This window comes from Algoriphagus namhaensis (genome assembly GCF_042649705.1).
Taxonomy (GTDB): Bacteria; Bacteroidota; Bacteroidia; order Cytophagales; family Cyclobacteriaceae; genus Algoriphagus; species Algoriphagus namhaensis.
This window is the reverse complement of sequence record NZ_JBHRZS010000007.1, coordinates 769,822-794,377: the sequence shown is the minus strand read 5'-3', so window position 1 is coordinate 794,377 and position 24,556 is coordinate 769,822. Positions and strand designations below refer to the sequence as shown.

The 24,556-nt window shown below is 40.6% G+C and carries 19 protein-coding genes; 2 read left to right on the top strand and 17 right to left on the bottom strand.

Annotated features, from left to right (window positions below):
• Positions 1-17 precede the first annotated feature (17 nt).
• The 15 genes from ACFOSV_RS11755 to ACFOSV_RS11685 form a co-directional block, all read right to left on the bottom strand.
• Positions 18-914 (bottom strand): glycosyltransferase, encoded by an 897-nt coding sequence (locus ACFOSV_RS11755; protein WP_377906209.1) that lies wholly within the window; start codon positions 912-914, stop codon positions 18-20.
• A 204-nt stretch (positions 915-1,118) separates the two neighbouring features.
• Positions 1,119-2,384, bottom strand: a complete 1,266-nt coding sequence (locus ACFOSV_RS11750; RefSeq protein WP_377906208.1) for a hypothetical protein — start codon at positions 2,382-2,384, stop codon at positions 1,119-1,121.
• A gap of 140 nt (positions 2,385-2,524) precedes the next feature.
• Positions 2,525-3,931: a lipopolysaccharide biosynthesis protein gene (locus ACFOSV_RS11745; RefSeq protein ID WP_377906207.1), complete on the bottom strand. Its 1,407-nt coding sequence runs from the start codon at positions 3,929-3,931 to the stop codon at positions 2,525-2,527.
• Positions 3,932-3,957: 26 nt separating this feature from the next.
• Positions 3,958-4,482, bottom strand: a complete 525-nt coding sequence (locus tag ACFOSV_RS11740) for an acyltransferase (RefSeq protein WP_377906206.1) — start codon at positions 4,480-4,482, stop codon at positions 3,958-3,960.
• 3 nt (positions 4,483-4,485) lie between these two features.
• Positions 4,486-5,190, bottom strand: a complete 705-nt coding sequence (locus tag ACFOSV_RS11735) for an acylneuraminate cytidylyltransferase family protein (protein ID WP_377906205.1) — start codon at positions 5,188-5,190, stop codon at positions 4,486-4,488.
• Positions 5,191-5,197: 7 nt separating this feature from the next.
• Positions 5,198-6,652: an aminotransferase class I/II-fold pyridoxal phosphate-dependent enzyme gene (locus tag ACFOSV_RS11730; RefSeq protein ID WP_377906204.1), complete on the bottom strand. Its 1,455-nt coding sequence runs from the start codon at positions 6,650-6,652 to the stop codon at positions 5,198-5,200.
• On the bottom strand, positions 6,642-7,490 hold the full coding sequence (locus tag ACFOSV_RS11725) for a sugar phosphate isomerase/epimerase family protein (RefSeq protein WP_377906203.1): 849 nt from the start codon (positions 7,488-7,490) through the stop codon (positions 6,642-6,644). Before ACFOSV_RS11725 ends, ACFOSV_RS11730 begins: the two co-directional genes overlap by 11 nt.
• The gene (locus ACFOSV_RS11720; RefSeq protein WP_377906202.1) at positions 7,480-7,908 is read right to left on the bottom strand and encodes a GNAT family N-acetyltransferase; all 429 of its coding nucleotides are present in this window, start codon (positions 7,906-7,908) and stop codon (positions 7,480-7,482) included. The genes ACFOSV_RS11725 and ACFOSV_RS11720 overlap by 11 nt, the downstream gene beginning before the upstream one ends.
• Entirely contained in the window at positions 7,908-8,924 is a 1,017-nt protein-coding gene (gene neuB, locus ACFOSV_RS11715; protein WP_377906201.1) for an N-acetylneuraminate synthase, read from the bottom strand. Before neuB ends, ACFOSV_RS11720 begins: the two co-directional genes overlap by 1 nt.
• A 69-nt stretch (positions 8,925-8,993) precedes the next feature.
• On the bottom strand, positions 8,994-10,313 hold the full coding sequence (locus ACFOSV_RS11710) for a UDP-glucose dehydrogenase family protein (RefSeq protein WP_377906200.1): 1,320 nt from the start codon (positions 10,311-10,313) through the stop codon (positions 8,994-8,996).
• 22 nt (positions 10,314-10,335) lie between these two features.
• Positions 10,336-12,882, bottom strand: a complete 2,547-nt coding sequence (locus tag ACFOSV_RS11705) for an SLBB domain-containing protein (RefSeq protein ID WP_449224154.1) — start codon at positions 12,880-12,882, stop codon at positions 10,336-10,338.
• A 221-nt stretch (positions 12,883-13,103) separates the two neighbouring features.
• Entirely contained in the window at positions 13,104-13,553 is a 450-nt protein-coding gene (locus ACFOSV_RS11700) for an ArsR family transcriptional regulator (protein WP_377906198.1), read from the bottom strand.
• 149 nt (positions 13,554-13,702) lie between these two features.
• Positions 13,703-14,074 (bottom strand): hypothetical protein, encoded by a 372-nt coding sequence (locus tag ACFOSV_RS11695; RefSeq protein WP_377906197.1) that lies wholly within the window; start codon positions 14,072-14,074, stop codon positions 13,703-13,705.
• 5 nt (positions 14,075-14,079) lie between these two features.
• A complete protein-coding gene (locus tag ACFOSV_RS11690; protein WP_377906196.1) occupies positions 14,080-16,491 on the bottom strand; it encodes a penicillin acylase family protein in 2,412 nt (803 codons plus the stop codon).
• 122 nt (positions 16,492-16,613) lie between these two features.
• Positions 16,614-17,183, bottom strand: a complete 570-nt coding sequence (locus ACFOSV_RS11685) for a DUF2911 domain-containing protein (RefSeq protein WP_377906195.1) — start codon at positions 17,181-17,183, stop codon at positions 16,614-16,616.
• Positions 17,184-17,495: 312 nt separating this feature from the next.
• On the opposite strand from ACFOSV_RS11685, the gene ACFOSV_RS11680 reads away from it, so the two are divergent.
• Positions 17,496-18,548 (top strand): endonuclease/exonuclease/phosphatase family protein, encoded by a 1,053-nt coding sequence (locus ACFOSV_RS11680; protein WP_377906194.1) that lies wholly within the window; start codon positions 17,496-17,498, stop codon positions 18,546-18,548.
• Here ACFOSV_RS11680 and ACFOSV_RS11675 read toward each other — a convergent pair.
• A complete protein-coding gene (locus ACFOSV_RS11675; RefSeq protein WP_377906193.1) occupies positions 18,520-20,778 on the bottom strand; it encodes an efflux RND transporter permease subunit in 2,259 nt (752 codons plus the stop codon). The two genes, ACFOSV_RS11680 and ACFOSV_RS11675, sit on opposite strands and share 29 nt — an antisense overlap.
• A gap of 125 nt (positions 20,779-20,903) precedes the next feature.
• Here ACFOSV_RS11675 and ACFOSV_RS11670 point away from each other — a divergent pair, with 125 nt between their 5' ends.
• A complete protein-coding gene (locus ACFOSV_RS11670) occupies positions 20,904-21,698 on the top strand; it encodes a thymidylate synthase (RefSeq protein ID WP_377906192.1) in 795 nt (264 codons plus the stop codon).
• 35 nt (positions 21,699-21,733) lie between these two features.
• Here ACFOSV_RS11670 and ACFOSV_RS11665 read toward each other — a convergent pair whose 3' ends face one another.
• Positions 21,734-24,550, bottom strand: a complete 2,817-nt coding sequence (locus ACFOSV_RS11665; protein ID WP_377906191.1) for a S9 family peptidase — start codon at positions 24,548-24,550, stop codon at positions 21,734-21,736.
• Between the last annotated feature and the right edge of the window lie 6 nt (positions 24,551-24,556).

Here is a 24,556-nt window from a genome sequence, read left to right as displayed (position 1 = left end):
GCAAAACTTGACAATTCCTAGAGTCTTTCTGCTCCTTTAAATCGCTTATCCAGTAAGAATAGCTCCATTACTCCTATAAACTCAACGTACCAAGTTGCAAAAAAGAGCTGGAATTTCTGCTTCAATCCAATTCCTTGATACGTAAATATTGTTACTCTTGGCCTGAGAGCCATGAGCGTATACTCAAGTCTTTGCTTAGAACTGAATTTATGGAAATTCATAAAATACATCCCCCCAACCGTTCTTTTTCTTTTTTTGACCAGCTGCTTCAAGTTTTTTCTCGCAGGATGGGAAACAATCACATTTTCGCCAAAGCCAATTTTGTAACCCTTGCTTGTGGCTCGCCGGGTCCACTCAAAATCACCTCCAGATAATAAATCTTCTCTAAAAAGCCCGATATCCTGAAAAATTGCTCTTTTTCCAATCAAATTAGCAGTTACGCTTTGCCCTTTTTCTTGCACATTTTTCTTTTGATTGAAAGAAAAATGGTGTTCGTAAATGTAGGCTAGATCAGTGCCTTTGGAAGGCTTGAATAAGGTGATTTTACCTCCAACAAGATCCAACCCGGATGATAGTAATTCTAATGCATTTTCTAGCCAGTCTTCTTTTGGGATACAATCCGAATCGGTAAATGCAAGATATTCTGATTTCGCAGTAGCTATTGCCAAATTCCGAGCGGCATACGACCCGGGGATGGATTGATGGATTAGTTTCGAATTTACTGGAAAACAATAGCCTTCAGGTACCTTTGACTTCGGATCGTTGTTCACAATCAGAATCTCAAATTCTTCTTTGGACAAGGTCTGCTTATCCAGTCCTTCTAAGCATCTCGAAAGACGCTTCCAATCCTTAAAAACAGGGATAATAACTGAGATGATCATTCGCTCATCAAAGCTGATACGACAAGACTCCACACTTCTTTGGACTTGTCTTTTTGAATAGAGGCATTTTTTCGACGCGTTGCGATAGTTGTATCTCCTAAGGTAGAATCCAAAATTAGATTCAATTTTTCATTTAAATACGATTTATCTCAGGAAACCTCGCAAATCCCACTATTAAACCTAAATCTACACTCAATTTTCGTCATGAATACAAACACGAAGCTTCAAATCAAAAACTTAAGGCAATTGATCCATCACCAAGTCTAAATCCACCTGACTTATTGCTTTCTTTTTGCCAAGGTTGGCATAAATGGCAGCTATTAGATTTTCGGTATTAGAATCTATGCCTCCTATCGCAATTCCTTCTTCAATCAAATGGCTAAAGCTTGACTCACCATTCTTTTCAAGAATAACACTAAATGTACCTAGATCAGCCGCCTCAGAAATACAACCCGAAAACTTAGAAATATGAAGGTCTACTTCTTTCAACAATAGGGGTAAAGGGGTATTATTAGCCAGACCCCATGTCTCTTGATCAAAAATTTCTAAAGACTTCAACTTACTAATGAATTGGTTTTTAGAATCAGAATCAATTCTAGGATGCGACCGAATCAACCAAACAAAATCTTGCTTGGTCTTCAGGATGGCTTCAATAACGTATTCGTCCAAAAGTGGATCTAAAGGTTGAAGCGTATATAAAATGGCTGGTTTCTTGAAACTTAGTTTGTTTCTGGTATTATTCAAAAAGTGATGCCATGGATTCCCTCCCACTTTGGTATGAATATTTGGGAAATGCAGATTCTCCTTGAGCTGTTTTTCTGTTTTTTGATCCCAGAGCCAAAAAACCGTCGGAAGCATGGAGTAATCTTCCTTAAATCCCGAGTAGGCTGGGTGAAAAACTCCTTGGGCCCCATGTTGAATATCTATGCAAGAAATATTTCTATTCCTTGCAGCCAAGAGTAGTCCAAAACATGGAAGATTATAATACGATAACAGAAATACTTGCTGAGGCTTGGTTTGATCTAAAATCCAATCAAAGCTTGCCTTCCAAATGAGTACTTTCCGTAGGGTTTCTATGACCTCGGAATAGATCGAAGTGTTTGAATCTGAGAATTTATCCTGTAAAAAAGCTACAAAATCATCCATCCCAACCCAATTCGAAAAGTCTGGTTTCGAATTTTCCTGTTTAGTTTCGAAATAATGATAAACAAGCTGAATATTCAATCCTCTGTTCTTGTAGGTTTTTTGAGACACCTTGTTTCCATATTCCAAGAATAGAAATCGTTTGTTTTTATCCTCCAAATAGTCTCCAATGGGATCATAGTATTTATTGAATGATTCACCATTAAATTCCTCTCGAAAATTGCCGCCAGAGAAGAATAGAGAATCAACCTGATCGAATTGTAATTTGTGAAATTTTAAAGCAGTAAGTTTTTTCTTGATTACCGGCTTAAAGGACTGAAATAAACTAGGCTTTCTGGCGATGTGCTTGCGCTTTTTCATTCGACTCCAGAACAAGCTTAAAAACAAGGAATTCTTAAGAATGGGCCAAACCTTTGCTCCTTGGTATTCCCACTTTTCTGTTGAAAATTTTCTTTCAAATTCATTAAAAAAGCCTATGAGTTCTTGTCTTTCAGAGAAATTCATCGAATAATTTTCTTTTTGAATAAGAAGCCTAAACCTATAGCGGAAAGAATAGCGATTGCGGAAATAAGTATTTTCATTTCCACTGAGATCTCAGAAAGGTAAAAGGCCATGAAAGTCAATACTAAAGTCAAGCCAAACCATCGAATCGGATGATAATTTACCTCATGCACTTTTTTGATGGATGGGAGGAAATACCCGATATAGCCCATAAACATAAGTGAAATAAATGTGGTGTAGGCTGCTACTTCAAAACCAAATTTGGGAATTAATAGCAAATTGAGAATCACATTTATGGCTCCTGCCAAAAAGGTGACTTTCCAAACGATGTTCGTTTTTTCAACAAAAAACAGCTTATTCACCGAGCCCATATACATGGGGCGATAATTGTAACTCATCACAATAATAATCCCTAAAGAATACATTTCGGCCAATCCAGGACTCCTCAACAAGAAGCCAAAGAATTCTTTGAGCCAAATACTTACTAAAAAAGTGAGAACAAAAAAGGCAAATTGTAACCCAAAAATAAGGTCTCTGGCTGCTTTGTCATTTCCTTCCTTAAAACTCTTTGTCATCATGGGAGCAACTGCAAATCCAGCTGCCATGCCCAATTGCTGAAAAATATTTCCTACCGTGTAAGCAGCATTGTATTTTCCTATGTTTCCTACATTCACTCCCACCAAGTCCATGACCATTTTGTCCGATGAATTCAGCAAATAGCTGGAATAGTAATGAGGTACGGTAGGTAGGCTGACTTTCAGGTATTGCTTAATTGACCTCCACTTAAAATTGAAAATGGGTTTAATCCCATAAATAAAATTGATCGGATAGTAGTAGGAGGCATTAGAAAGAATGGTGGCTATGAACGTCGCCCAAAACCATCCCATGTAACCTAACTTGAGATAGGAGATAAAATAGAGGTTTAGGAACACCGTCAAGATTCCAAAAAACGCCGTACGAAGACCAATCTGCAGAGGTTTCTGTTTCATCTGATAAAAGGTCATGCCAATATTTCCCACTGGTCCAAAAATCACCAGAGGAGCTACATTGATTAACATGATCAAAAACCTATTTTCATGGGCCACCTCAGGCACCACCAGATAGACCACGACCCCTAAAAGCACAGCATAAACCAAATTCCAAAGAGACAGGAATCCGTAGATTTGTCTCCAAGCCCATTTGTATTGGGAGGGAGATTTATAAAATGAGTTTACCAAAATAACTCTCAGGCCTAAAAAAGCCAAAACTGCAATACTTCCTGTATAGGCAGTAAGTACTCCTGCTACACCAAAATCTACCTCTGTTAAATCTTGGGTAATAATCGGAAGTATGAAAAACTGAGCAACTTTTGGAATTTGCGGAGCAAAACCATAAATGACAGTGTGACTGAATAGTTTTTTGAACATGTAAAACGCCTACTCTTGAGAGAGACTTAGTGAAATTTCCCCTCTTTTTTAAGCTTAAAGTAGTGTTCCTTGTCCCGCTCCTTGAATACTCTGGCCGGATTTCCCCCTGCTATGGCACAGGCTGGAATATCTTTGACCACGACAGCTCCAGCTTGAATGATGGCGCCTTCACCAATCGTCACTCCGCCAAGTACGGTCACATTATTTCCCAACCAGACATTGTCTTCTATTGTCACATCTTTGACAATATAGGTGCTATCATATGGGATTTTATCGCCTTCGTAATTGTGATATTTAGACAGAATCATGCAACCCTTTCCAGAATGAAAATTATCCCCAATTCTCACTATTCCGCCTTTAGGAATCTCTATCCCATTGAAATGGCAATTATTTCCCAAAAAGACTTTTTCATTAAAAAGGCATTCAAAATTCACCGTGAGTGGACTGCCATATCCTCCTAAGACTTTCTTCGCCTTTTCAGTATTTCGCTTGATTCTGAATCTTTTCTTATACGTTCGGTAATGATGGCGTATGAATTTAAATAAATTCATCGATCAGGAATTTTGGGTATCTTCTTGGTGATTCAGCAGTAATTCAGCTAAGGCGAAATCGATCAAATTATCTATATCTACAGAATAATCCTTTTCCATCAGGTATTTGGTCATTTTAAGGTTTTGGTATCCTTTTCGTCTCAAACTTTCTACATGAATCACGTAGATGGCACCGTTCAATTCATAAACTGTTGGGCAATCTTGCCTCCGAGTAAATACTCCTTTTTTAACCTTGTCCAAAACCCCATCTTCGCCCTCTTCAAATAGTACATAGTATGGATTGGAATCTGTTTCCTTGACAGAAACAATCAACTCGGTATTATCTTGAACTAGATCTATGGCCTCCTGAACATGACTCTCTTTTCGAAGGGGTGAGGTGGGTTGCAAGACTACCACATAGTCGTAATCAACCCCTCTTTCTTTGTAAAAATCGAGTGCATGAAGGATGACATCTTCATTACTCGCAGAGTCATTTGAAATGGCCTCTGGTCTTCTAAAAGGAACTTTCAATCCAAAGGTTTCAGCAACTTCGGCTATTTCATCTGAATCAGTTGAAACACAAATGTCTTTTGGGTCGGAAAGCCCTAATGCAACCTTGATGCTATGACCAATCAGCGGAACACCTGCCAATTCCTTAATATTTTTCTTAGGAACGCCTTTGGATCCACCTCTTGCTGGGATCAAGTATAGAATTTTCTTTTCTGACACTTAGATTTTAGACTTGGATTGAGCTTTTTTCTTCCACAAACTCGGCAATGGTCCGACAGATATACTCTAATTCGCCTTGAGTAAGGTTTACCGAGGAAGGGAGACTTACGCCAGAATCAGATATAGCTTTAGAAATTCTCAGTTCCTCTGGGTTTCCAAATTCCTGATATGGAGGCATTTCATGCAATGGATAAAAAACTGGCCTTGTTTCAATAGATCTACTTGTCATATAATCCATAAACTCATCCCTACTGAAAGGTGAATGGCTCTTGATCAAAAATGTATACAACCAATAAGAATTGAATTTTTCAGGCTGGTCAACGGGAGTTTGAAAAAAAGAGCTTTGAGATAATACTGCATCATAGGCTGCAGCTGCATTTCTCTTTCTTTCTACAAAAGCCCCAAGTCTTTCGAATTGGGCCACTCCTATCGCAGCTTGCAGATTAGTCAAACGGTAATTGTAGCCCACCATATCATGCCAATATCGACGACTCTTATTCATGCCGTGATCTCGCAAAACATTTGCTTTTTCAAAGATAGATTTATCCTTGAAAAGAATCATGCCTCCTTCACCCGTTGTGATGGTTTTATTCCCGAAGAAACTGAAAGTAGCTGCATCTCCAAATATTCCCACAGGATTTCCATGGTATTGAGAGCCTAATGCCTCCGCACAGTCTTCAATTATCTTTAGCTCATACCCTCGTGCTAGCTCAACGATTTCTGTCATTTCGCAAGGCTGACCATACAGGTGAACCGGCATGATAGCCCTTGTTCTAGAAGTAACTGCTCGTCGCGCATGCTCGACGCTAATATTCCAAGATGTCGGATCCACATCTACCAAAACAGGCGTGGCACCCGTGTAAATGATAGCATTTATTGAAGCCGCAAAAGTTAGGTTAGGAACAATGACTTCGTCTCCTTCACCTATTCCTAGCGCTACCAATGCCAAATGCAAAGCGACAGTACCATTACTGACAGCCAAAGCATGATATTCATTATGAAAGCTTGAAAAAAGTCGCTCAAATTCGGTCACATATTTTCCCTGAGAAGAAATCCAATTAGTTCTGATGCAATCAGTCACATAGGCCAATTCATTTCCTTCTAGTTGAGGCGAAGCAATTGGGATTTTTCTTAGTCGATTGCGCGTAGCATAATCTACCACCTTACCTTCCTTATCGATCAAAGGTATGGTCTTAATTCGATCGCTCAGGGCATTGAGAATGGATACATTAGGAGACCCTACAGGCAGGGCAATGAAATTTTTGTTCATGATAGTTCCTACCTCGGCTTCCAATGAAACATCATTGATCAAAGATCTACGAATATCCCCATCCGTGATGATCCCAATCAATTTCGATTCATTGCTTACGACAAACAATATTCCTGAACCTAATTTATCTAGTTGTTTGAGTGCAGTTCGGATGGAATGATCCTCTGCAACTACCAATTCCTTAACTTCCAAGATTTCCTAATAAATCTAACTGATCCTTAATTTCCCTTACTGTTTGATTTTTCACCTCCAATACTTGTACTGTGGAATCAAACTGATCTCTATATTTTAAAAACCAATAATCCTGCCCAATAGGCTGATTATTATCGACTTCCCCTTCATTATCACTATGATGTATTCCCTTTATGTGCTTTTTCACAAGTTGAAGTTCCTCGTCCAAGTCTAAATTTAATGTTTGGCAACTCACCTTTAGATGAGCTGTGTCCAAAAGAAACCCTAGCCTTGGGTGATTCACTTTTTCAAAAAACTCATTAATGCCTCTGGAATCTATACATAAAAGCGGATTTACTCCATCAAAGTTAAATGAAGCTAACACATTATTCTCAACGAGAAAATCCACCTGAATGCTATCTGCATAGGCTAAAATTTTTTTCACTGAGTCTTCAAATAATGTTTTGTGCAACTCTCGATCAAAATCCGGATCAAAACTCAGCTTTCTACCAAGTTCGGCAGGATCAGGATCTATACAAAATCCTGCATGAGCTGCAAAAAATGGAGCATTACTCTTACTGGATAAGCTCAGGCCATTTTTACAATGATCAATTGACATCTCCCTGATCTTATCATTCTTGCTGGCTAGGTTTAAAACAAATGGAATTTTAGGAGCCGGAAAATAATTGTGAAGCATTTTCTGAATATTGGCCCTAAGGTAAATACCTTCCATATCTTGGTGAAAAGGGATTCCAGAACTGAATTCCAAATTGAATAGGTTCTCAGCACAAATTTGAATCATCTCTTTGACAGGCTTGCCCATAAAGGCCAAAGAACTCACATAAAGCTTACTGTCCATTTCTTACCATTAAAATGGATTTTTCTAATTCTTTACTGACCTTAAAGCCAGTTCGATTATATAATTTGATTGCTGACTTATTTATCTTATCCACAGCCAGTTTGAGCTCATCGACTCCATTATTATCAGCGTAGTCTATTAAAAAATTCATTATGGCCGTACCAAGCCCCTTCCCAACATGCTTGTCAGAAACAGCAACGCCCAACCAAGTGACACCATCTTCAAGGTCTAAATGACCGTAGCCTATTTCTTCCCCTTCATTATTGCTAGCCAGTACCGTAAGCAGATGATTTTCAATAATAGTCAAAGGCCTGCTCTCGAAATACCTGAAGGTTTTGGATGACTCCCCGAGATTTTGAACAAATAAACTTAAGGCCTCTAAATCTCCTAGACCTATTTTTCTGATGTTAAACTCCATTACCAGATAATGCAATCAAAGTCAATAGAATCATCAGTATGCATTTCCTTTGAGATTTTTTTACCAATCACTTGATCCAACATATTGATAGGGACTCCCTTTAAGGGCCTTTTGAACCCGATTAAATCTTCAGTCAAAACGGCTCCTTTGGGCAAATCTTGAAGGACTACCAGCCCCCTTTTCATTCCTTTACTGTTTTCTATTTCAACTTGGCTGGGCTTTTTGATTTTTGAACCAAGTGCCAATTCGATATTTCGAATCCCAACTACCATGTCTTTAAATTCAGCTGGAGTGAGGGAACAACTATGATCCGGCCCTTCCAATGATTTATCAATAGTGAGGTGCTTCTCAATTACTTTTGCGCCCAAAGCTACAGCAGCATAGCAAGCGTAATTATTGGTAACATGATCAGAATATCCAACCTCCACATCACACGCTTCTTTAATTCCATTCATCGCCAATATATTGGCATCCTCGATTCTTGAGGGATAGTTGGTAGTACATTGTAAAACCGTCAATTGCGTATTTCCTTCTCCTCTTATTGCCTCTACTGCTTCAAAAACATCACCAATCGTTCCCATTCCGGTAGAAAGATAGATTTGCTTTTTTTTCTTCGCAACGTATTTTAAAAATGGGATTTCGGTCAATTGACCAGAGGCTATTTTATAGGAATCCACCCCTAATTCTTCCAAAAAATCAACATCCTCCTTGTTGTAAGGAGTAGACATAAAATCAATCCCTACTTCTTTACAGTAATTCACCAATTTCAAATAGCCTGAAAAATCCATTTCAAGCTTCTTGAGCATTTCAAATTGGCTTTCTGCCTTATCGGTAACTTTTAACTGATACTTGGCTTTTGGGGAAGTTTTTGTGACGATTTGCTCCGCTTTAAAAGTTTGAAATTTTACGCAATCAGCGCCTGCTTCCTTGGCCTTTTTAATCAACTCCTTGGCAATGCTAATATCCCCATTGTGATTCACCCCTGCCTCTGCGATTATATATGCCTTTTCCAACATTTCTTATACCTGAATTTTAGGTGTGTTAATAAAGTTATGCCTCTATGGAACCCATAGAGGCATATTTTATCACTTTGATCCGATATTCACAACATCAAAACCCAAGGTGCTCAGGTATTTCCTGTCATAAATATTTCGACCATCAAAAATCATCTTGTTCTTTAGAAGCTTCCCGACCACTTCCCAGCTAGGAATTCGGAACTCAGACCACTCAGTCACCAATAATAGTGCATCTGCATCTACCAACGCATCATAAGCATCCTTACAATAGGTCACCTTATCAAAAAGGTAGTGTTCTTTGGCTTCTTCCATCGCTACCGGATCATAGGCTTTGACTGTAGCGCCGGCAGCTCTCAAATCATCCACAATTACTCCAGCCGGAGCTTCCCGCATATCATCTGTATTTGGCTTAAAGCTCAATCCCCACATGGCGAATGTCATACCTGAAAGATCCTCACCAAAATGAGCCATTACTTTCTTTGACAGCACATGTTTCTGGTCATCATTGACATCTTCGACTGCTTGAAGAACTCGAAGGTCGTATCCATATTGTTTGGCCGTTTTGATGATGGCTTTCACATCCTTTGGAAAACATGAGCCTCCGTATCCTACTCCTGGGTAGATAAATTTGTTACCAATTCGTGGGTCAGAACCGATTCCCTTACGGACCATATTGGCATCGGCACCTACGAGCTCGCACAAATTTGCGATATCATTCATGAATGAAATCTTGGTAGCAAGCATGGAGTTGGCTGCATATTTGGTCATTTCAGCAGAAGGAATATCCATATAAATAATACGCTCTCCGCTAAGCTGGAATGGCTTATATAGCCTTTTCATGATTTCTTCTGCACGCTGATCATCAACACCAATTACGATTCTGTCAGGTTTTAAGAAATCATCGACTGCTGCTCCTTCTTTTAAGAACTCAGGATTAGAAGCTACAGCAAATTGTAAATCTGAATTTCTTTTCGCCAAGGCGGCTTGGATCGCGGCCCGTACCTTTTCCCCAGTTGTCACTGGAACGGTACTTTTTGTGGCAACTACAATGTAATCGGTCATCTTAGTACCTATCTCATCCGCAACTGCCAAAACATATTGCAAGTCTGCCGATCCATCCTCTCCAGGAGGTGTGCCCACAGCGATGAATGCCACAGAAGCACCTTGAATCGCCTCACCTAGATCAGTACTAAAGTGAAGTCTTCCACTCTTATAATTCCGATTGACGATTTCTTCAAGACCCGGCTCATAGATCGGCATAATTCCTTTCTTCAGATTATCAATCTTCTTCTGATCGATATCTACACAGGTCACTTCAATTCCCACATCAGCAAAACATGCTCCGGATACCAAGCCAACATAGCCGGTTCCAACTACTGCAATTTTCATTGTATAAAAGTTTGTTTAATAATTATTGGATTAATCTATCTACCAAAATACCTAGGGTAGCCAAACTAGAGGCTAGTCCTATCCAGCCTGCTGCACTTAGCCCTTGGCGTTCTGGTTTTAATGGTACAATTATTTCTGCCCCGGGTTCTAACTGAGGATAAAATTTCAGCCCCAAAAAGCTATGAGTCCTCTTAGCGTCTCCATTCGCATAAACCACGTAGGTTTTCGACCTCCTTGCCTTTTCTGTAAAGCCACCGGCTTTTGAAATGTATTTCTTTAAACTTTGATTTTGGATAAACCGAGTGGTCGTTGGAAGCAATACTTCACCAATCATTCGTACCGTTTGCAATTCTTTAGGTACCTGAATCACATCACCTTCCATCAATATCAAATCTTCTTCTGATCCTGGATTTTTCATTATAGATTCCAGATCTATACCCACAAAATCACGCTCATTGAGTCTCATTTTCACAAGAGTCGAATCTGAACTCAGTGAATCTAAAACGGATAAGTTTTGAAAAAGCTGTTGCCGAGCTTGCTCTTGCTCTTTTTTCAAGCGGTCAAGTTCTTTTTGATTGAGTTTATTGTCGATTCTATCGTAGAGCAATTCTTCCGCTTCATTTTGTTTTCGCGTCATCTCTGGATCGAGATTATTTCTTATTTCCCGAAGAACTTTCTCCTTAAGCTCCTCAGCGGTAGGCCCTTTATAATAAACCGTTCTTCTAATGAGGCTAGCACCTTTTGGGTAGGCAAAATTACTCAGACCTCCAGCTCGTTTGATGACATCGGAAATTCGCTCGTTGGCACCTGAAATGGCAAAGTCACCAGGATATAAAACTTCTCCCTTGAGAGTCACCAATTGCTCCTCCTCATAACCTGGACTTCTCCGGATAAATACATGATCAAAAGGCTCAAGTGGTAAGCTTTTTTCCTCCTCGGTCAAATTTAAGTTGGGGTCTATGGAAAGTGTTTTAATATCAGCGATTTTGCCAGAATTAGAATCTCGAACTCTTCTAGCTATTTCGATGGATGAGTTGGTAGCTGAGCGAAGCAAACCACCAGACCTCAAAATCAAATCACCCACCGTCATATCTTTAGCGAATGGATAAGTTCCTGGGAAATTAACTTCACCAGATACTTTGACATAAAATTCTTCTTGAATATCGTAGCGACTAGGAATGAACAATAAATCCTCATTTTTTAGGACAATATCTTCGGCAGTGCCATCGAGAATACCTTGAAGGTCTAATGATTCTGCAGCCAAAGTCAAATCACTACTCGTACGATAAAGAGTGGCTCTATTGGTAAAGGCTTCCGGTCTAAGCCCCTCCGCTTTCTCAATCAGTCCCTTCACTGTTAGATTACCCTCATTTATAGAAAACTCGCCAGGACGATTAACCGATCCAGTAACCTGAACACGATTAGAAAAACGCTCTAGTGCCTCTCCTATCAAAATTTCATCTCCGTCCATCAAGGCAAACTGATTGAATTGCTCTGAAGGAACGTCAATTACCTTTCTCTGATTGTTTTCGATTCTTCGGATGGTGACCCTATCACGGTATGCTAAGGAAGTAAATCCTCCTGTGTAGACGTACAAATCTGATAGATACTCCCCTTGCTTTACTTCAAATAGTCCCTCTCTTCGTACCGGCCCAATGATTTCAACTCTAGCTTGAACAGGAGGAACAATGATCACATCATTGTCCTGCAGGTTGATGTTCGCACTTTGATCTCCCTTCGATAAGAACTCATAAATATCAACGGAAGCAACCAACCTAGAATCTCGGTAAACTTGAACATTTCGAAATGCCCCGTTTTCATTCGGACCTCCCGCAGCAAACAAACCATTAAATACCGTGGCAAAAGAAGGTAAAGTATAGGTCCCCGGCTTAGTCAATTCCCCAACCATAGAAACTTTGATCGACCGGATATTTCCTAAGCGGATCTCAAGAAAGGAAGATGGGTTTGAGCCATTTAGTCCAGAAATGATTCTTCCCAGACTGGATTTCAGCCTAGATCTAGCTGCCTCAATGCTTGCCCCACCAACTTGCACGGGACCCAAATTTGGAATGAAAATGGTCCCTTCAGGATTGACAGTAAGATCATAAGACTGCTGAGAAGCCCCATAAATATCAATCAGCAATTGGTCTCCTGAGCCGATAATATACGAGCTAGGCGTAGGTAAATTTAAACTTGGGCTGAAATCTAATTCTCTATTGTGAAATAGTTTATATCCGAAAATTTTCTTCTGAGTCGGCGTCAGGTCATAGTAGGGATCACTTTTGCGGAGCGAATCAAACAAAAAGTCTTCTTCGGCTCCCGAGGTGCTGCGACCTTGAAATGAATTTACACTACCAGTTGTGTTAGCAGAAGAACCAGAAAGCAAATTATTGATCCGATTTCTCAACTTCAAAGCCTCTGTCGCCGGCATCCCCCGTTCTCGTGCGAGTGCATCAATTTGAGTAGGACTGATGCCTTCAGTGCGAGCCCGGGTGATCAATTGTTCAATTTGGGCGTCTGTTAGATTGTCAACTTTCAAGTTTTGAATATCAGAAAGGCTTTGGGCCATAGATATCTGAAAAACTAAAGTCAAAACGAGGACTAGTAGGGCTCTCAAAAATGTTGGATTAGCAGTAAAGATGTTTTCTTTCAATTTGCTCGGATATATTCTACTCAAAATCACGGCTAATTTGCAATTTAAATCTGAAAATAAATAGCTTATGATACAGCTTCGCCCTTTCAGTCACATTTGGACTTAGCCTCACTACCAGTAAATCCCGTATCCGGTTTTTACTTTTCAAAAAGAACCAACCCTTGGTCCTTCGTTTTTTCGTTGACCAGCTCAAAAATCACTTCGCGATCGATCAGTTCTTGCAATCGCTCAGTTAAATAGTTGATATACCTATCGTTAAGTTTTTCACCGCAGATCAAAACCTCAATCTGGCCGGTATCCTTACCTTGCGCGATATCACCCACCAAGACCACTTGGTCAACATTTCCCATACGCGACAAAATCTGTTCTAGAAGCTTATCTAGCCCTAAATATTTACGGATGATGTCTTGGATATTATTAAAGAAAGGGTGTTCAATATTGGCTTGATAAGTGATTTTATTCTTATCATTTTGTTTGACCAAAAAGCCAGCGCTGGTGAGATTATTCAGTTCTTTACGAATAGAATTCGTCGACTCGCCAAACTCATCCGCAAGGCCTCTCAGATGGCTTTGGTTCTGAGCATTCACAAAAAATTTGACTAGTAACCTCAATCTGGTCTTTGAGGTGATCAACGATTCTAGCATAAAAACCACTTGCAAAGTGAGTAACAAAGGTACTCATTTGGCTCAACTCCTAAAATAAAAACGACAAGAATCTTGCAGCGGACAATAAGCTGTTAGCCTTTGTAAATGTTTGAAGGCTCAGGAGTGATTACCTTCCGAAACGCAGTACCGGTCCAACCACTAAGACCACCCAACAAAAAGCCTAAAAGCCCGGTAATGGCTACTAAAGTCATCCCAGACCCAACACCCATTAATTCTCCCATTTTTTGGGGAAGATCGCTACCCGTGTAAATGCTCAGGTAGAAGCTTTGACCAATCCAGACCAAGCCCATTCCGAGCCCAGCTGCCAAAAAAGATGCGAATCCAGAAATCCCTATTAATGCGGAGAGCACTGCAATGCAGATCATTACCACCCAAAAGGGTAAAAAGGGATTGACAATCCCAACTGCCAATACAACCAAAAAGGTAAGTCCTATAAATTTCATACTGCTTATTTTAATGTGGTAGTGAAAAGAGCGTCTTGTGTGTCTTCGATCGATCTCAAGGAAAAATCGATGTATTCACCCTTCGCCCAACGATTGATCATGTTAGAATAAAAGCGGCTCCCAGGGTTTCCAGATTGCCCCCCAGGATAAATCCCAAAGGCATTGATCTCATCGCCTAGTTCCACCACCATTCTCCATGAAGCCCCATGTCTTTCGCTAGTGGCATTCAAGATTCCTCTACCTCCACCTGTGTAGACATTATCCACCGAAAATGAAGCAAATTGAGGAACCAGATGTTTAATGCTAGTTCGCTTATAGTTAGCCCAAGAGTAATCACCCTCCTCTCTTTCCCAGTCTGCCATGGCTTCCAAGAATTCTTCAAAAGCTAGGTTCACATGGTCTTTTGCCATTTCTACCGTCTCAGTCCCAGTGTAATCAAAAATAGCCGATTCGGGCTCATTTTCAAGTAATGATACTGTCTGATAATAGTTTGGAGTCACCACTGGGGCATTCCACTCATACCATTCCTTCCAAATCTTGCCAGTGGTCTTGTTCCACCATATATAAAATAGAGTGGGTGCTTTCTGATTAGGGTCGGCATAAAAGTCCCATTCTTTCAATTCCTTCAAATATTTCTTAGCCGCATCCGTCTGGAATTTACTCTCATCAAGAAGTCCAAGTAAAACGGGAAGTGCCTCTTTGGCATGCAAATAATAGTCATCAAACTGCAAGGCCTTCATGTCATCGACAGTAATGTCCGTCATTTCTCGAAGCCTTGAATTGAGCCTTCTATTTCTGTAATGTTCATATGAATTGTCAAACACATAATAAGGATACGAAGGATCTACAGGATGCTGATTTGCCGAAGACACGAAACCGCGTTCTGGGTTAAGCGTACTCGCATTCTGATCAAAAGGAATATAATCTGACCATTCCATTTGAGGATCTGCTCCATCCATGAAAAACTTGCCTTGGTCTTCCCATTTCACTGGAAATTTACCTTGAATCCGCATAGCGATATCACCTGACTTGGATGCAAAAACAAAGTTTTGTGGAGGGGCATTGTAGTTGTCAAGGGCGGCATTATAATCATCATGATTTTTAGCCTTATTCATCATGAGAAAAGTTTTTTGTTCATTGGAGCCTTCATGAGCAGTCCATTTCAACGCAAAATTGACATCCTGACGATCGGATCTAAATGTCCGATCATACACCACAGGGCCGTAATGCGTGTAAATTACCGTGTCCAAAAATGTCTCCTCCCCTTTTACTTTAATTTCTTCGATTCTGAGTTCAGATTTTCTCCATCCATCTCCATATTTATATTCAGATCTAGATTCATCCTTGAAGGTAATCTTATACCAATCTCTGGCATCCTTGGTTGCATTAGTTACACCCCAAGCTATGTTTTGATTAAATCCTGAAGTGATACCCAAAGCTCCTGGAAGTGAGGCTCCTTTTACAGAATGCTCAGGAGTAGTCAGCTGAAGCGAATACCAAATAGAGGGTAGATTTAAGGCCAAGTGTGGATCATTAGCTAATATAGGCCGTCCACTCTTGGTTTTAGTCCCGGATACTGCCCAGTTGTTCGATCCTATTCCTTCTTCTGGCTGAGGCAAAGGATCTATCACCAAGAGATCATTTGGGTAATTTGCACTATCTGGTGTATTGATTGGTAAAGCTTCAAAATCCCAAACTCTCTCTGCTTCTATGACCGGATCATTATCTTCAGGGAAGTTAGGAAAAAGCTTGTCTAGCATCTGCTGTCCAAGGATTTTACGGAGATTTGAATACTCTAAATCTCTATCTCCCATTAACATATCCGCCATGTATTTCAAGAGCAAGGCTGACTTGTAAGGGGACCAGTGTTCTGGTCGATAGTTGAGAATCTTGTACTCAACTGGAAGTGTGGCATTGGAAAGCTGATCGATGTATTGATTCACTCCATCCGCATAGGCTTCCATCAATGCAAGAGTTTGAGGATCTTGGGACAAAAACTCCAAACCTTTTTCTGCCCCATAAGCCAAGCCTTTTCGACGAGTCATTCGGTCCAACTCAATGGCCACTGGACCTACAATTTCAGAGATTCTTCCCGCAGCAGCCATGGTTTGGAATTCCATTTGCCAAAGCCTGTGCTTTGCAGTGATATACCCTTGCGCTCGATAAAGGTCTAATTCATTCTGGGCGAAAATGTGAGGAATAAGATCCTCGTCATAGATCACTTTCACTTCGGCAGAGAGATTATCTAATTCAAGCTCCTTTTCTGCCATTTGATCTTCACTGATCGTATTTTGCCAAAAGCCATGATTGGGATCAAGTAATCCCGCTAAGGGCGGAATGGAGCCGATAGATCTCGAGACTGCAACAGCCAAACAAACCGAAAGAACAGCTGCCAGAATAAACGAAACGTATTTCATGAATGTAATCTTTGGGTGAAGACTGCGAATTTACTGATTTGTTTGCTTCCTAAAAAAATGCATAAATCAAATTAGAACCTACACTATAAAAAAACCTCCAATTTGGAGGTTTTGAATTCTAATTATTGAATGGAAATCGGAAGAGTCATTTTTTCCCACTTCAGGATTATCCCTGGATCTCCTATAGCGAAGGAGAGTACCTCCTCAAAATTATCTCCTATTACAGGTTGAACATTGACTCTTAATACATCATTTTTCTCATTGTATTGAAAGTGACCGTGCTCCAAATCCCAATCGGAATTAAAAATTACTGTCCAAGGCTGATTCTCTTTGGGTATAGTGAAAATGGAATACTTTCCGGGACTCAAGGCCTTTCCTTCAACCATGATTTCTTCAGAGACATCAATATAAGTGGCCTCATTGGCGCCAGTCCTCCAGACTACATTATATGGAACCAAATCGCCCCACAGCTCTCTATTTTTAACTGAAGGTGCACCATATTGGATAAAAACCTTTTTGCCATTTATTTCACCATCGAGTTTCACCAAGGGGCTAGAACGCTGTTCCTCTTCTACCGCAGCCATTTGGTTTTCGGCTGTCGAGCCTTCGATCGATTCCGCCGACTTAGGGTCACAAGCTGCCAATGAAAGGGCCGCTGTCAGGGATGTGAGAAGTATACTTGTCTTTTTCATGTCTTTACATTTTTTTCAATCGCCAAACCTTTGGCTATTGGACGAAATCTATCAGGGACTGCTATTACACTTAAGGGTGACATCTCCCCTGCTCCATCCTAGTTGGTTTTTTTAATCTTAAAATCCTTTGATCCTAGAGCAAAATCTTTGCCTCAAATGTAAGGATGCTAAAATGATTAATCATTTAATTCGTTCACATTATTGCATGTAATCATTGCCCTATCACGTGAAAGAGAAAAAAATGTTAAGGGATAGCCGCATAATTTTTAATTTTAACAACTCTCCAACTACCTTGGCGTTTCAATTTGCTACATGAAAATCCTAAATGTATTTGTAGGAATAATTACGCTGATTCTCTTTTCAAGTGTTTTTGTCTCTCCAGAATATCTTCCATATGTTGGGCTGCTCCCATTTTTTATCCCAGTAGCATGGCTATTGAATTTCTTCCTCCTATGCATAGGAATTCTCTCATGGCGTAAATGGGCACTCATTCCATTGGCGGTTTTGCTTATAGGATATCGATTTACTGAAATTACTTTTCAGCTCAACTCACCTGATGAAGTGTCCACTCCAAAAGTTCAGGTTTTAACTTACAATGCACATTTATTTGACTATAAGCGAAGATTGAATGGTGGAGAATTTGATGCAAATGTTTTTAAATGGCTCCAAGAGCATCCCGCTGAAATCAAGGTTTTCCAAGAGTTTTACAATGATCGCACCTCCTCAAGTCGAAATGCACTAAAGCTTTTGGGCGAGGATGTAGGATTCGAATCGAGCTATCATGTCATCGATGGCCAGGAAGAAAAACGCTCCTATGGTTTGGCGATTTTCTCGAAATACCCCATCATTAATGAAGGGAAAGTCTTTGATAATCAACGGACAAACGGAGCTATTTTTGCCGATATGGTGATTGATATGGATACGATTCGGATTTATAACAGCCACCTCGAATCAATGAAAATCAACTCTGACGGTTTGGAAGATATTGAGGGGGTTCGTGACAATTACCGGCAAACCTTGGGCAAACTGCATCGTGGCAGTCTTACTCGAAGCAGGCAGCTCAAAGTGCTAGTAGAGCATATTTCTTTTAGCCCTCATCCTGTCATTTTAATGGGCGATCTAAATGAAGTGCCTTATTCTTACACTTATTTTAAACTATCAGAAAATCTCAAAAATGCCTTTGAAACGGCAGGTAGAGGTTTTGGATTTACATACAATCGTATCCTTTTCTTCCTGCGTATCGACCATATTTTTAGCTCCCCTACACTCAAGGCAGTAGACTTTAAAACCCACAGAGAAGTAGATTATTCGGATCACTACCCTGTCTCTGCGACTTTTACTCTTCCAAATTCCCAGGATTTTTAGCCTCCCAAACTTTCTTCATGGGCAACAAAAGAACTGGAAGCAAAACCAAATCAGCCAAAAGCGCAAAAATCAGTGAAGCTGAAATCAGCAGTCCGGTGAAATAGGTGACCTCAAACTGACTAAAAATCAAGAGCCCAAAGCCAGACACCAAAACCAGTGTAGTCAAAGCGATGGCAAAGCCGGTTTCTAAAAAGGTTCGCTTAATCGCATACAAAAGGTTTTTGCCTTGACCTAATTCAAACTTCAAGCGAGTCATAAAGTGAATACTATCATCCACAGCGATGCCAAATGCAACTGAAAAAAGGATAGCGGTGGACAGTTTAAATTCCACACCAAGCATATACATCAAACCCAACATCATGAATAGAGGAAAGAGATTGGGTATCAATAGAATCAAGGAAATCCTCCAAGACTTAAATAAAAAACCAGCAATTAGCCCCACCAACAAAAAAGCCACAAATAAGCCTCGTGCCATCTGCCAAGTAACAGATTCATGCCCTTTGTCGATCAAATAGGCTGTCCCCGTCCATCGAAATGCAATCAGGTTTTTATCGACTTCTTCCCCCACAAATTGCTCCAAGGCTTCTCTTCGCTTTTGCATTTCAAGGCTTCCCAAATCCGGAAGCCGACCTGAAATTCTTGCGGTCTTTAAGTCTGACGAAATCATTCTCCCCTCATACTCTTTGCTAGCTCTATTAATCCAGCGAGACATGCGCTGATACTGAGCAGGACTGGGAAATACGTAGGCATCTACATCTCCCTGATTTTGAGCTTGATTGAGAATCTTTGCTAAAGTCACAGGTGAAATAAATTCCCTTTGGGCAAAAAGCTCATTCAACTTCTCCTCGACCTTGTGTATTTCTTGTAAGGCTTCAAAACTCAATAAATTGACTTCGGATGACTGGGCTTGAATGGAAATTTCCAAAGGATTGGACCCTCCAAATTGGGCATCAAAGTAATTCAAATCTGCTTGAATGGGATGATCCTTGGGAAGGCTATCCAAGAGAAAACCATTAATTTTTACTTGAGTCCCTAATAAAATACAGAGGGCAGAAAGCCCTAAAAAACCAAAAGCTATTTTCTTTTTTTGATGAAAAATCCAAGTTAGAATACCCAGGAGAAACGGTCTCGCCTTGGATTGATTCGCTCTGGGAAACTTCACTGGCAGAAGAAAAAGCAAGCCCGGAGTAATACCTATCACCGCAAAAAAGACGACGAAAATCCCTATGCCGGTGGTTAGGCCAAATGATTTGAGTGCAGGTATGGTGGTAAAATAAAGAGAAATAAAACCCAGTCCAGTAGTTAAAATGGTAAGACCGACGGGAATAGCTAGAATTTTGAACACAGAACGGATCGCAAGCTCTTTCTCACTTGTCCTCAACTCATTGGACAAATGAGTGAAAAAATGAACTAAGGCACTCATCCCCACAATCAAAAAAATCGTGGGCTGCATGATGGACATGACATCAAGCGACCTTCCGCTCAAAACTATCCAAGCAAACGCCCAAGCAACACCTACAGCAAGAACAATCACAGGGATCAAAACAGCCGTCCAGTTCCTATAGATCAATGTCAAAACCAGTAAAATCAAGAGAAAGGATAAGCCCAAGAACAGTCCAAACTCGGATTGCATTAGCTTGACAAAATCTCCTTGAGCCTGGATTTTGCCAGCTACAGCCAAAGGAACAATCCCGCTTTTTCGAAACTCAGCTTGGATACTTTCATAAACCTGATCCCCTTTTTCCTTCGAAATATTTTGTTCATTCTTTATCCAAAGGAGAAAGGCTTCTCCATCTTCTGAGATCAAACCTGAACGATAAATGGATAAATCAGCGGAAGTTCGTTTCAAATTCGCTTCACTGGACCAGTTCAAAACTTGCGTTTCTCTAATACCAAATACTCCGATAACTGGCTTTTTTAAGCTCAAAATTGAAATGACTGAATCCACTCCATCTAAAAGCTCGATGGACTGCTGAAGCTGGAAGCTTTTAGCCAAAAAACTAGAGTCCAACCAGTCTTCCTCGCCATTGTTGATCGCAAAAAGAAGATAATCATTATCATTTTCGAAAGTCCTTTTAAATTCTTGGTAAAAATCCAAGTCAGGATCTTGCTGCGGGAAAAACTGATCAAAATCGTAATTGAATTCGGGAGTAGGCCTCAAAATCACCAAAGCCAAGGAGACCAAAAGTGCTAAACCCAAAAAGAAATAGGAGATCGACTTGGCGAACATACTCGTTCTACGGTGTGATAGTTTCTGTCAATTATACAAGGAATCCTTGAGCTTTGTTCAGTCTGGGTTCCATTTATTGGCAAGACTAGCTATCTTGCCTCGGAAAGTATTTTAGCAAAAAGTCTATGAAGCAGTATCACGAACTGATGCAAAAAATCCTCGATGAAGGGGTTGTTAAAGGTGACCGCACGGGTACGGGAACACGCAGTATTTTTGGCCATCAGATGCGATTTGATTTGTCAGAAGGTTTCCCTTTGGTTACTACCAAAAAACTTCATCTTCGATCCATCATTATAGAGTTACTTTGGTTTTTGAAGGGTGATTCTAATATCGGCTATCTCAAAGAAAACAAAGTTTCAATTTGGGATGAATGGGCAGATGAAAATGGTGATTTAGGCCCCGTGTATGGCTACCAATGGAGACACTGGCCTGACGGAAAAGGAGGAGAAATTGATCAGATCAAAAATCTTATCCATCAAATTAAAACTAAGCCCGACAGCCGCAGACATATCGTGAGTGCTTGGAATGTGGCAGATGTAGATCATATGGCATTACCTCCTTGTCATACTATTTTCCAGTTTTATGTGGCCGACGGCAAACTTTCCTGCCAGCTGTATCAGCGCAGTGCAGATGTCTTCCTTGGTGTACCATTCAATATTGCATCTTATGCTCTTTTCACCATGATGGTGGCTCAAGTTTGCGATCTTAAGCCAGGTGATTTCGTCCACACTTTTGGGGATGCGCACTTGTACTCCAATCATTTGGAACAAGCCAATCTTCAGTTGAGTCGTGAAATCCGACCCTTACCCCAGATGAAAATCAATCCTGATGTAAAAGATATCTTTAGCTTCAAATACGAGGACTTTGAACTCCTCAATTATGATCCTCATCCGCATATCAAAGCAGCCGTAGCAGTATAAAATTAGGCCATCCAATTGGATGGCCTTTTGCTTTTTTAATTTTCTTCTAATCCATACTTCAAGGTTCTACCTTTCTCTACAGCGGGCAGTCCTTCGGTCATCCAAAGCGGAGCGGGAGCACCTTTCAAATAGTGATCAAAGAATTGACTCAATCGGATCGATAAATCCTTTCGATTCTTTCGCTGGCGCAAATTGTGATCCTCTCCGTTATATTGTAGCAACCATGCTGGGCTATTCAGTCTTTTCAAAGCCATAAACATCTCTATGCCTTGGTACCACGGCACAGCACCATCTTCGTCGTTGTGCATAATAAGGACTGGAGTTTTTACTCGGTCCATAAAAAACAAAGGAGAGTTTTCGATGTAATAAAGTGGCTTATCCCAAAGGGTACCACCGATTCTAGACTGGGTCTGCTCATACTGAAACATACGACTCATGCCTGTTCCCCAACGAATCCCGCCATAGGCAGACGTCATATTCACCACCGGCGCGCCGGCACCAGCAGCTTTAAACATATTGGTTTGGGTAATCAAGTAAGCCACTTGATAGCCACCCCAGCTTTGACCTTGGATTGCCATATTGTCTGCATCCACAAAACCCATGGCCATCACTTCTTGAACTGCCGGAATGATACAGTTGTATGCGCTTGGTCCTGGAAGACCCAAATCGTACTTGATATCCGGCACAAGCACCAAATAATCGTTACTCACGAAATATGGAATATTGATCGTGGAAGCACTAGGAGCTGGAGATCTGTATCGATGCATACCATCGCTGCTTCTTTCGTAGAAATAAACCATCATTGGATATTTCTTATTTGGGTCAAAATTTTCAGGCTTGTAAAGCAAACCCTGAAGCGGAGTTCCGTCATTTGCCAGATAGTTCACCAATTCCACTGAGCCCCAATTTACATTCGATTGCTGTGGATTGAGATTGGAAACTTTGGTTAGATTTTTCATGCTCAAGTCTGTCAAATACAAATCTGGATTGTCTTGATAAGTACTTCTACGAACCAAAACTTCGTCAGAATCCTCCGCCTTGGTCAGTCCATTGTAATCATGAGCAGTGAAAAGCACTTGCTTTGGAGCGTTCTTCCCTTCAAAATCACCGGTAAAAAAACCACTATCCTTAGAAACTTCATTAAAAGCTGAGAGAATTAAGGTTTCACTAGGATCAATAGATTCTTCATCCCTGTCAATGGTCTGCCTACGGAAAACTATATTCTTTGCTCTTCCCTCTCCTTTGGTAATATTGACTGCATTACCGGGATTTCTTGGATCCACTTTCCAAATATCAAACCTATCGTATATCAAAATGGCAGCGTCATCGGCAAGCCAGCCTGCACTCCCATAACTTCCTGGACGAGACGGACTGTCATGCAATTCGTCATACATGCTCGTTGGAATTCCCGCAGAAAGGTTGATCATTTTTTTAGCGGCAATATCATAAGCCATCCAGGTGCTATCAGCACTTTCATACCAAGAGAGATAATTTCCTTCAGGAGAAATACTTGGATAACCAGTTGCATTCTTTGCTACTAAAGACTTATCGCCGGAAGCAAAATCGACTAGGTACAAATCACGTCCAATCTGAATATCCCAAGAATAGTTTCTACGGTAAGGCTTATCTGTACTTGCTAGGGCAAAGTCATATTTAATTTTGGAAGGAAGTGAAACATTATTGATTTCTCGGTCTTCCAGTTGAATGACCTTTCCTCCCTTGATTTCATAAATAGCTAGATAAGAACGTTTTTCTTCTTGTGACTTACGCCTTAACTGCATTGGCTGAATCTCATCATCCTGCCAACCCCAAATATCCAGACTCACGCGATCCTCATCCAAAATCGTGGTATCAGACTCGTAGTCATATTCTTTATATTCATCAGCCACACCAAAAAACAAACGCGACTCATCTTCAGAAAACGCTAGACTCGCATCTGGACTTACTCGAGAATTTTCCAAGATACCAGATGTTGAAGCATTGACAATTTCCTGTACGGACTTGGCCTTTGTATCAGCTAAAAACAATTGATGGTAAGGCTTTTCAGCTTTAGCTGAATCGGCTGTAGCCATAAAAGTAACATAGCTCGACTCGGGTGAAAATTTTACTCTCGTGTAGCTGGTCATCCCTTCGCTCAATGTGACCTTTTCTCCTGACGAAAGCTCCATAAGGTAAAGTCCAGCATTGTTTAGGGTGTCTTCAGTTGCCAATTCATACTGCAAAAATTTTCCATTGTCAGAAAAGCCGAAGGATTTCACCCGATCTATTTCATAGGATTTCCCGCTCCCATAGGACTTCACCAAAAGCTTAGAACCATCTGTTTTCTTAGGCTTTTCTGCTTTAGCTGTAGAATCAGCCTCATCTTTTTTCGCTGGCTTTTCTTTTTCAAAGTGAATAGCATACCAGTCCCCTTCCTTTTCAGGAATGGAGAATGACTTGACCTCTGCAAGCTTTTCAAGTTTGCCCGAGGCAAAATCAAAGATGAATAAACTATCTTTTGGCATCTCATCCTTCTTAGTTTTCTTCAGCTTTAATAGCTTCACAGAATCCTCCTGCGGCACAATTTTACCAATGGCGAACGTATTTGCGGGAGAAAACAAAAATCCCGATCCTCTGGGGATCACCGTTTTAGTTGTTGGGCTTTTGTAAGGCATAAGCTCCAAACGCCCATCCCCTTCCTGAGGACTGATGGAGTATCCAACCCACTTTCCATCCGCAGTAATTCTGGCAGAAGAAAGACTCTCCCATCCATCATAATCTGCATGAGTCAATGCTCTTTTTTGTTGTCCGAAGCCAACTTGCACAATACAAATCGCCAAAATGGCGAGAAGTGTAAACTTTTGTTTGATCATATTACC

Excerpts from the sequence above, each read along its gene's own strand:
- ACFOSV_RS11705 (WP_449224154.1), bottom strand. The coding sequence starts at position 12,882 with ATGGCCCAAAGCCTTTCTGATATTCAAAACTTGAAAGTTGACAATCTA.
- ACFOSV_RS11670 (WP_377906192.1), top strand. The coding sequence starts at position 20,904 with ATGAAGCAGTATCACGAACTGATGCAAAAAATCCTCGATGAAGGGGTT.
- ACFOSV_RS11690 (WP_377906196.1), bottom strand. The coding sequence starts at position 16,491 with ATGAAATACGTTTCGTTTATTCTGGCAGCTGTTCTTTCGGTTTGTTTG.
- neuB (WP_377906201.1), bottom strand. The coding sequence starts at position 8,924 with ATGTTGGAAAAGGCATATATAATCGCAGAGGCAGGGGTGAATCACAAT.
- ACFOSV_RS11680 (WP_377906194.1), top strand. The coding sequence starts at position 17,496 with ATGAAAATCCTAAATGTATTTGTAGGAATAATTACGCTGATTCTCTTT.
- ACFOSV_RS11725 (WP_377906203.1), bottom strand. The coding sequence starts at position 7,490 with ATGGACAGTAAGCTTTATGTGAGTTCTTTGGCCTTTATGGGCAAGCCT.
- ACFOSV_RS11710 (WP_377906200.1), bottom strand. The coding sequence starts at position 10,313 with ATGAAAATTGCAGTAGTTGGAACCGGCTATGTTGGCTTGGTATCCGGA.
- ACFOSV_RS11685 (WP_377906195.1), bottom strand. The coding sequence starts at position 17,183 with ATGAAAAAGACAAGTATACTTCTCACATCCCTGACAGCGGCCCTTTCA.
- ACFOSV_RS11665 (WP_377906191.1), bottom strand. The coding sequence starts at position 24,550 with ATGATCAAACAAAAGTTTACACTTCTCGCCATTTTGGCGATTTGTATT.
- ACFOSV_RS11745 (WP_377906207.1), bottom strand. The coding sequence starts at position 3,931 with ATGTTCAAAAAACTATTCAGTCACACTGTCATTTATGGTTTTGCTCCG.
- ACFOSV_RS11720 (WP_377906202.1), bottom strand. The coding sequence starts at position 7,908 with ATGGAGTTTAACATCAGAAAAATAGGTCTAGGAGATTTAGAGGCCTTA.
- ACFOSV_RS11675 (WP_377906193.1), bottom strand. The coding sequence starts at position 20,778 with ATGTTCGCCAAGTCGATCTCCTATTTCTTTTTGGGTTTAGCACTTTTG.
- ACFOSV_RS11750 (WP_377906208.1), bottom strand. The coding sequence starts at position 2,384 with ATGAAAAAGCGCAAGCACATCGCCAGAAAGCCTAGTTTATTTCAGTCC.
- ACFOSV_RS11695 (WP_377906197.1), bottom strand. The coding sequence starts at position 14,074 with ATGAAATTTATAGGACTTACCTTTTTGGTTGTATTGGCAGTTGGGATT.
- ACFOSV_RS11740 (WP_377906206.1), bottom strand. The coding sequence starts at position 4,482 with ATGAATTTATTTAAATTCATACGCCATCATTACCGAACGTATAAGAAA.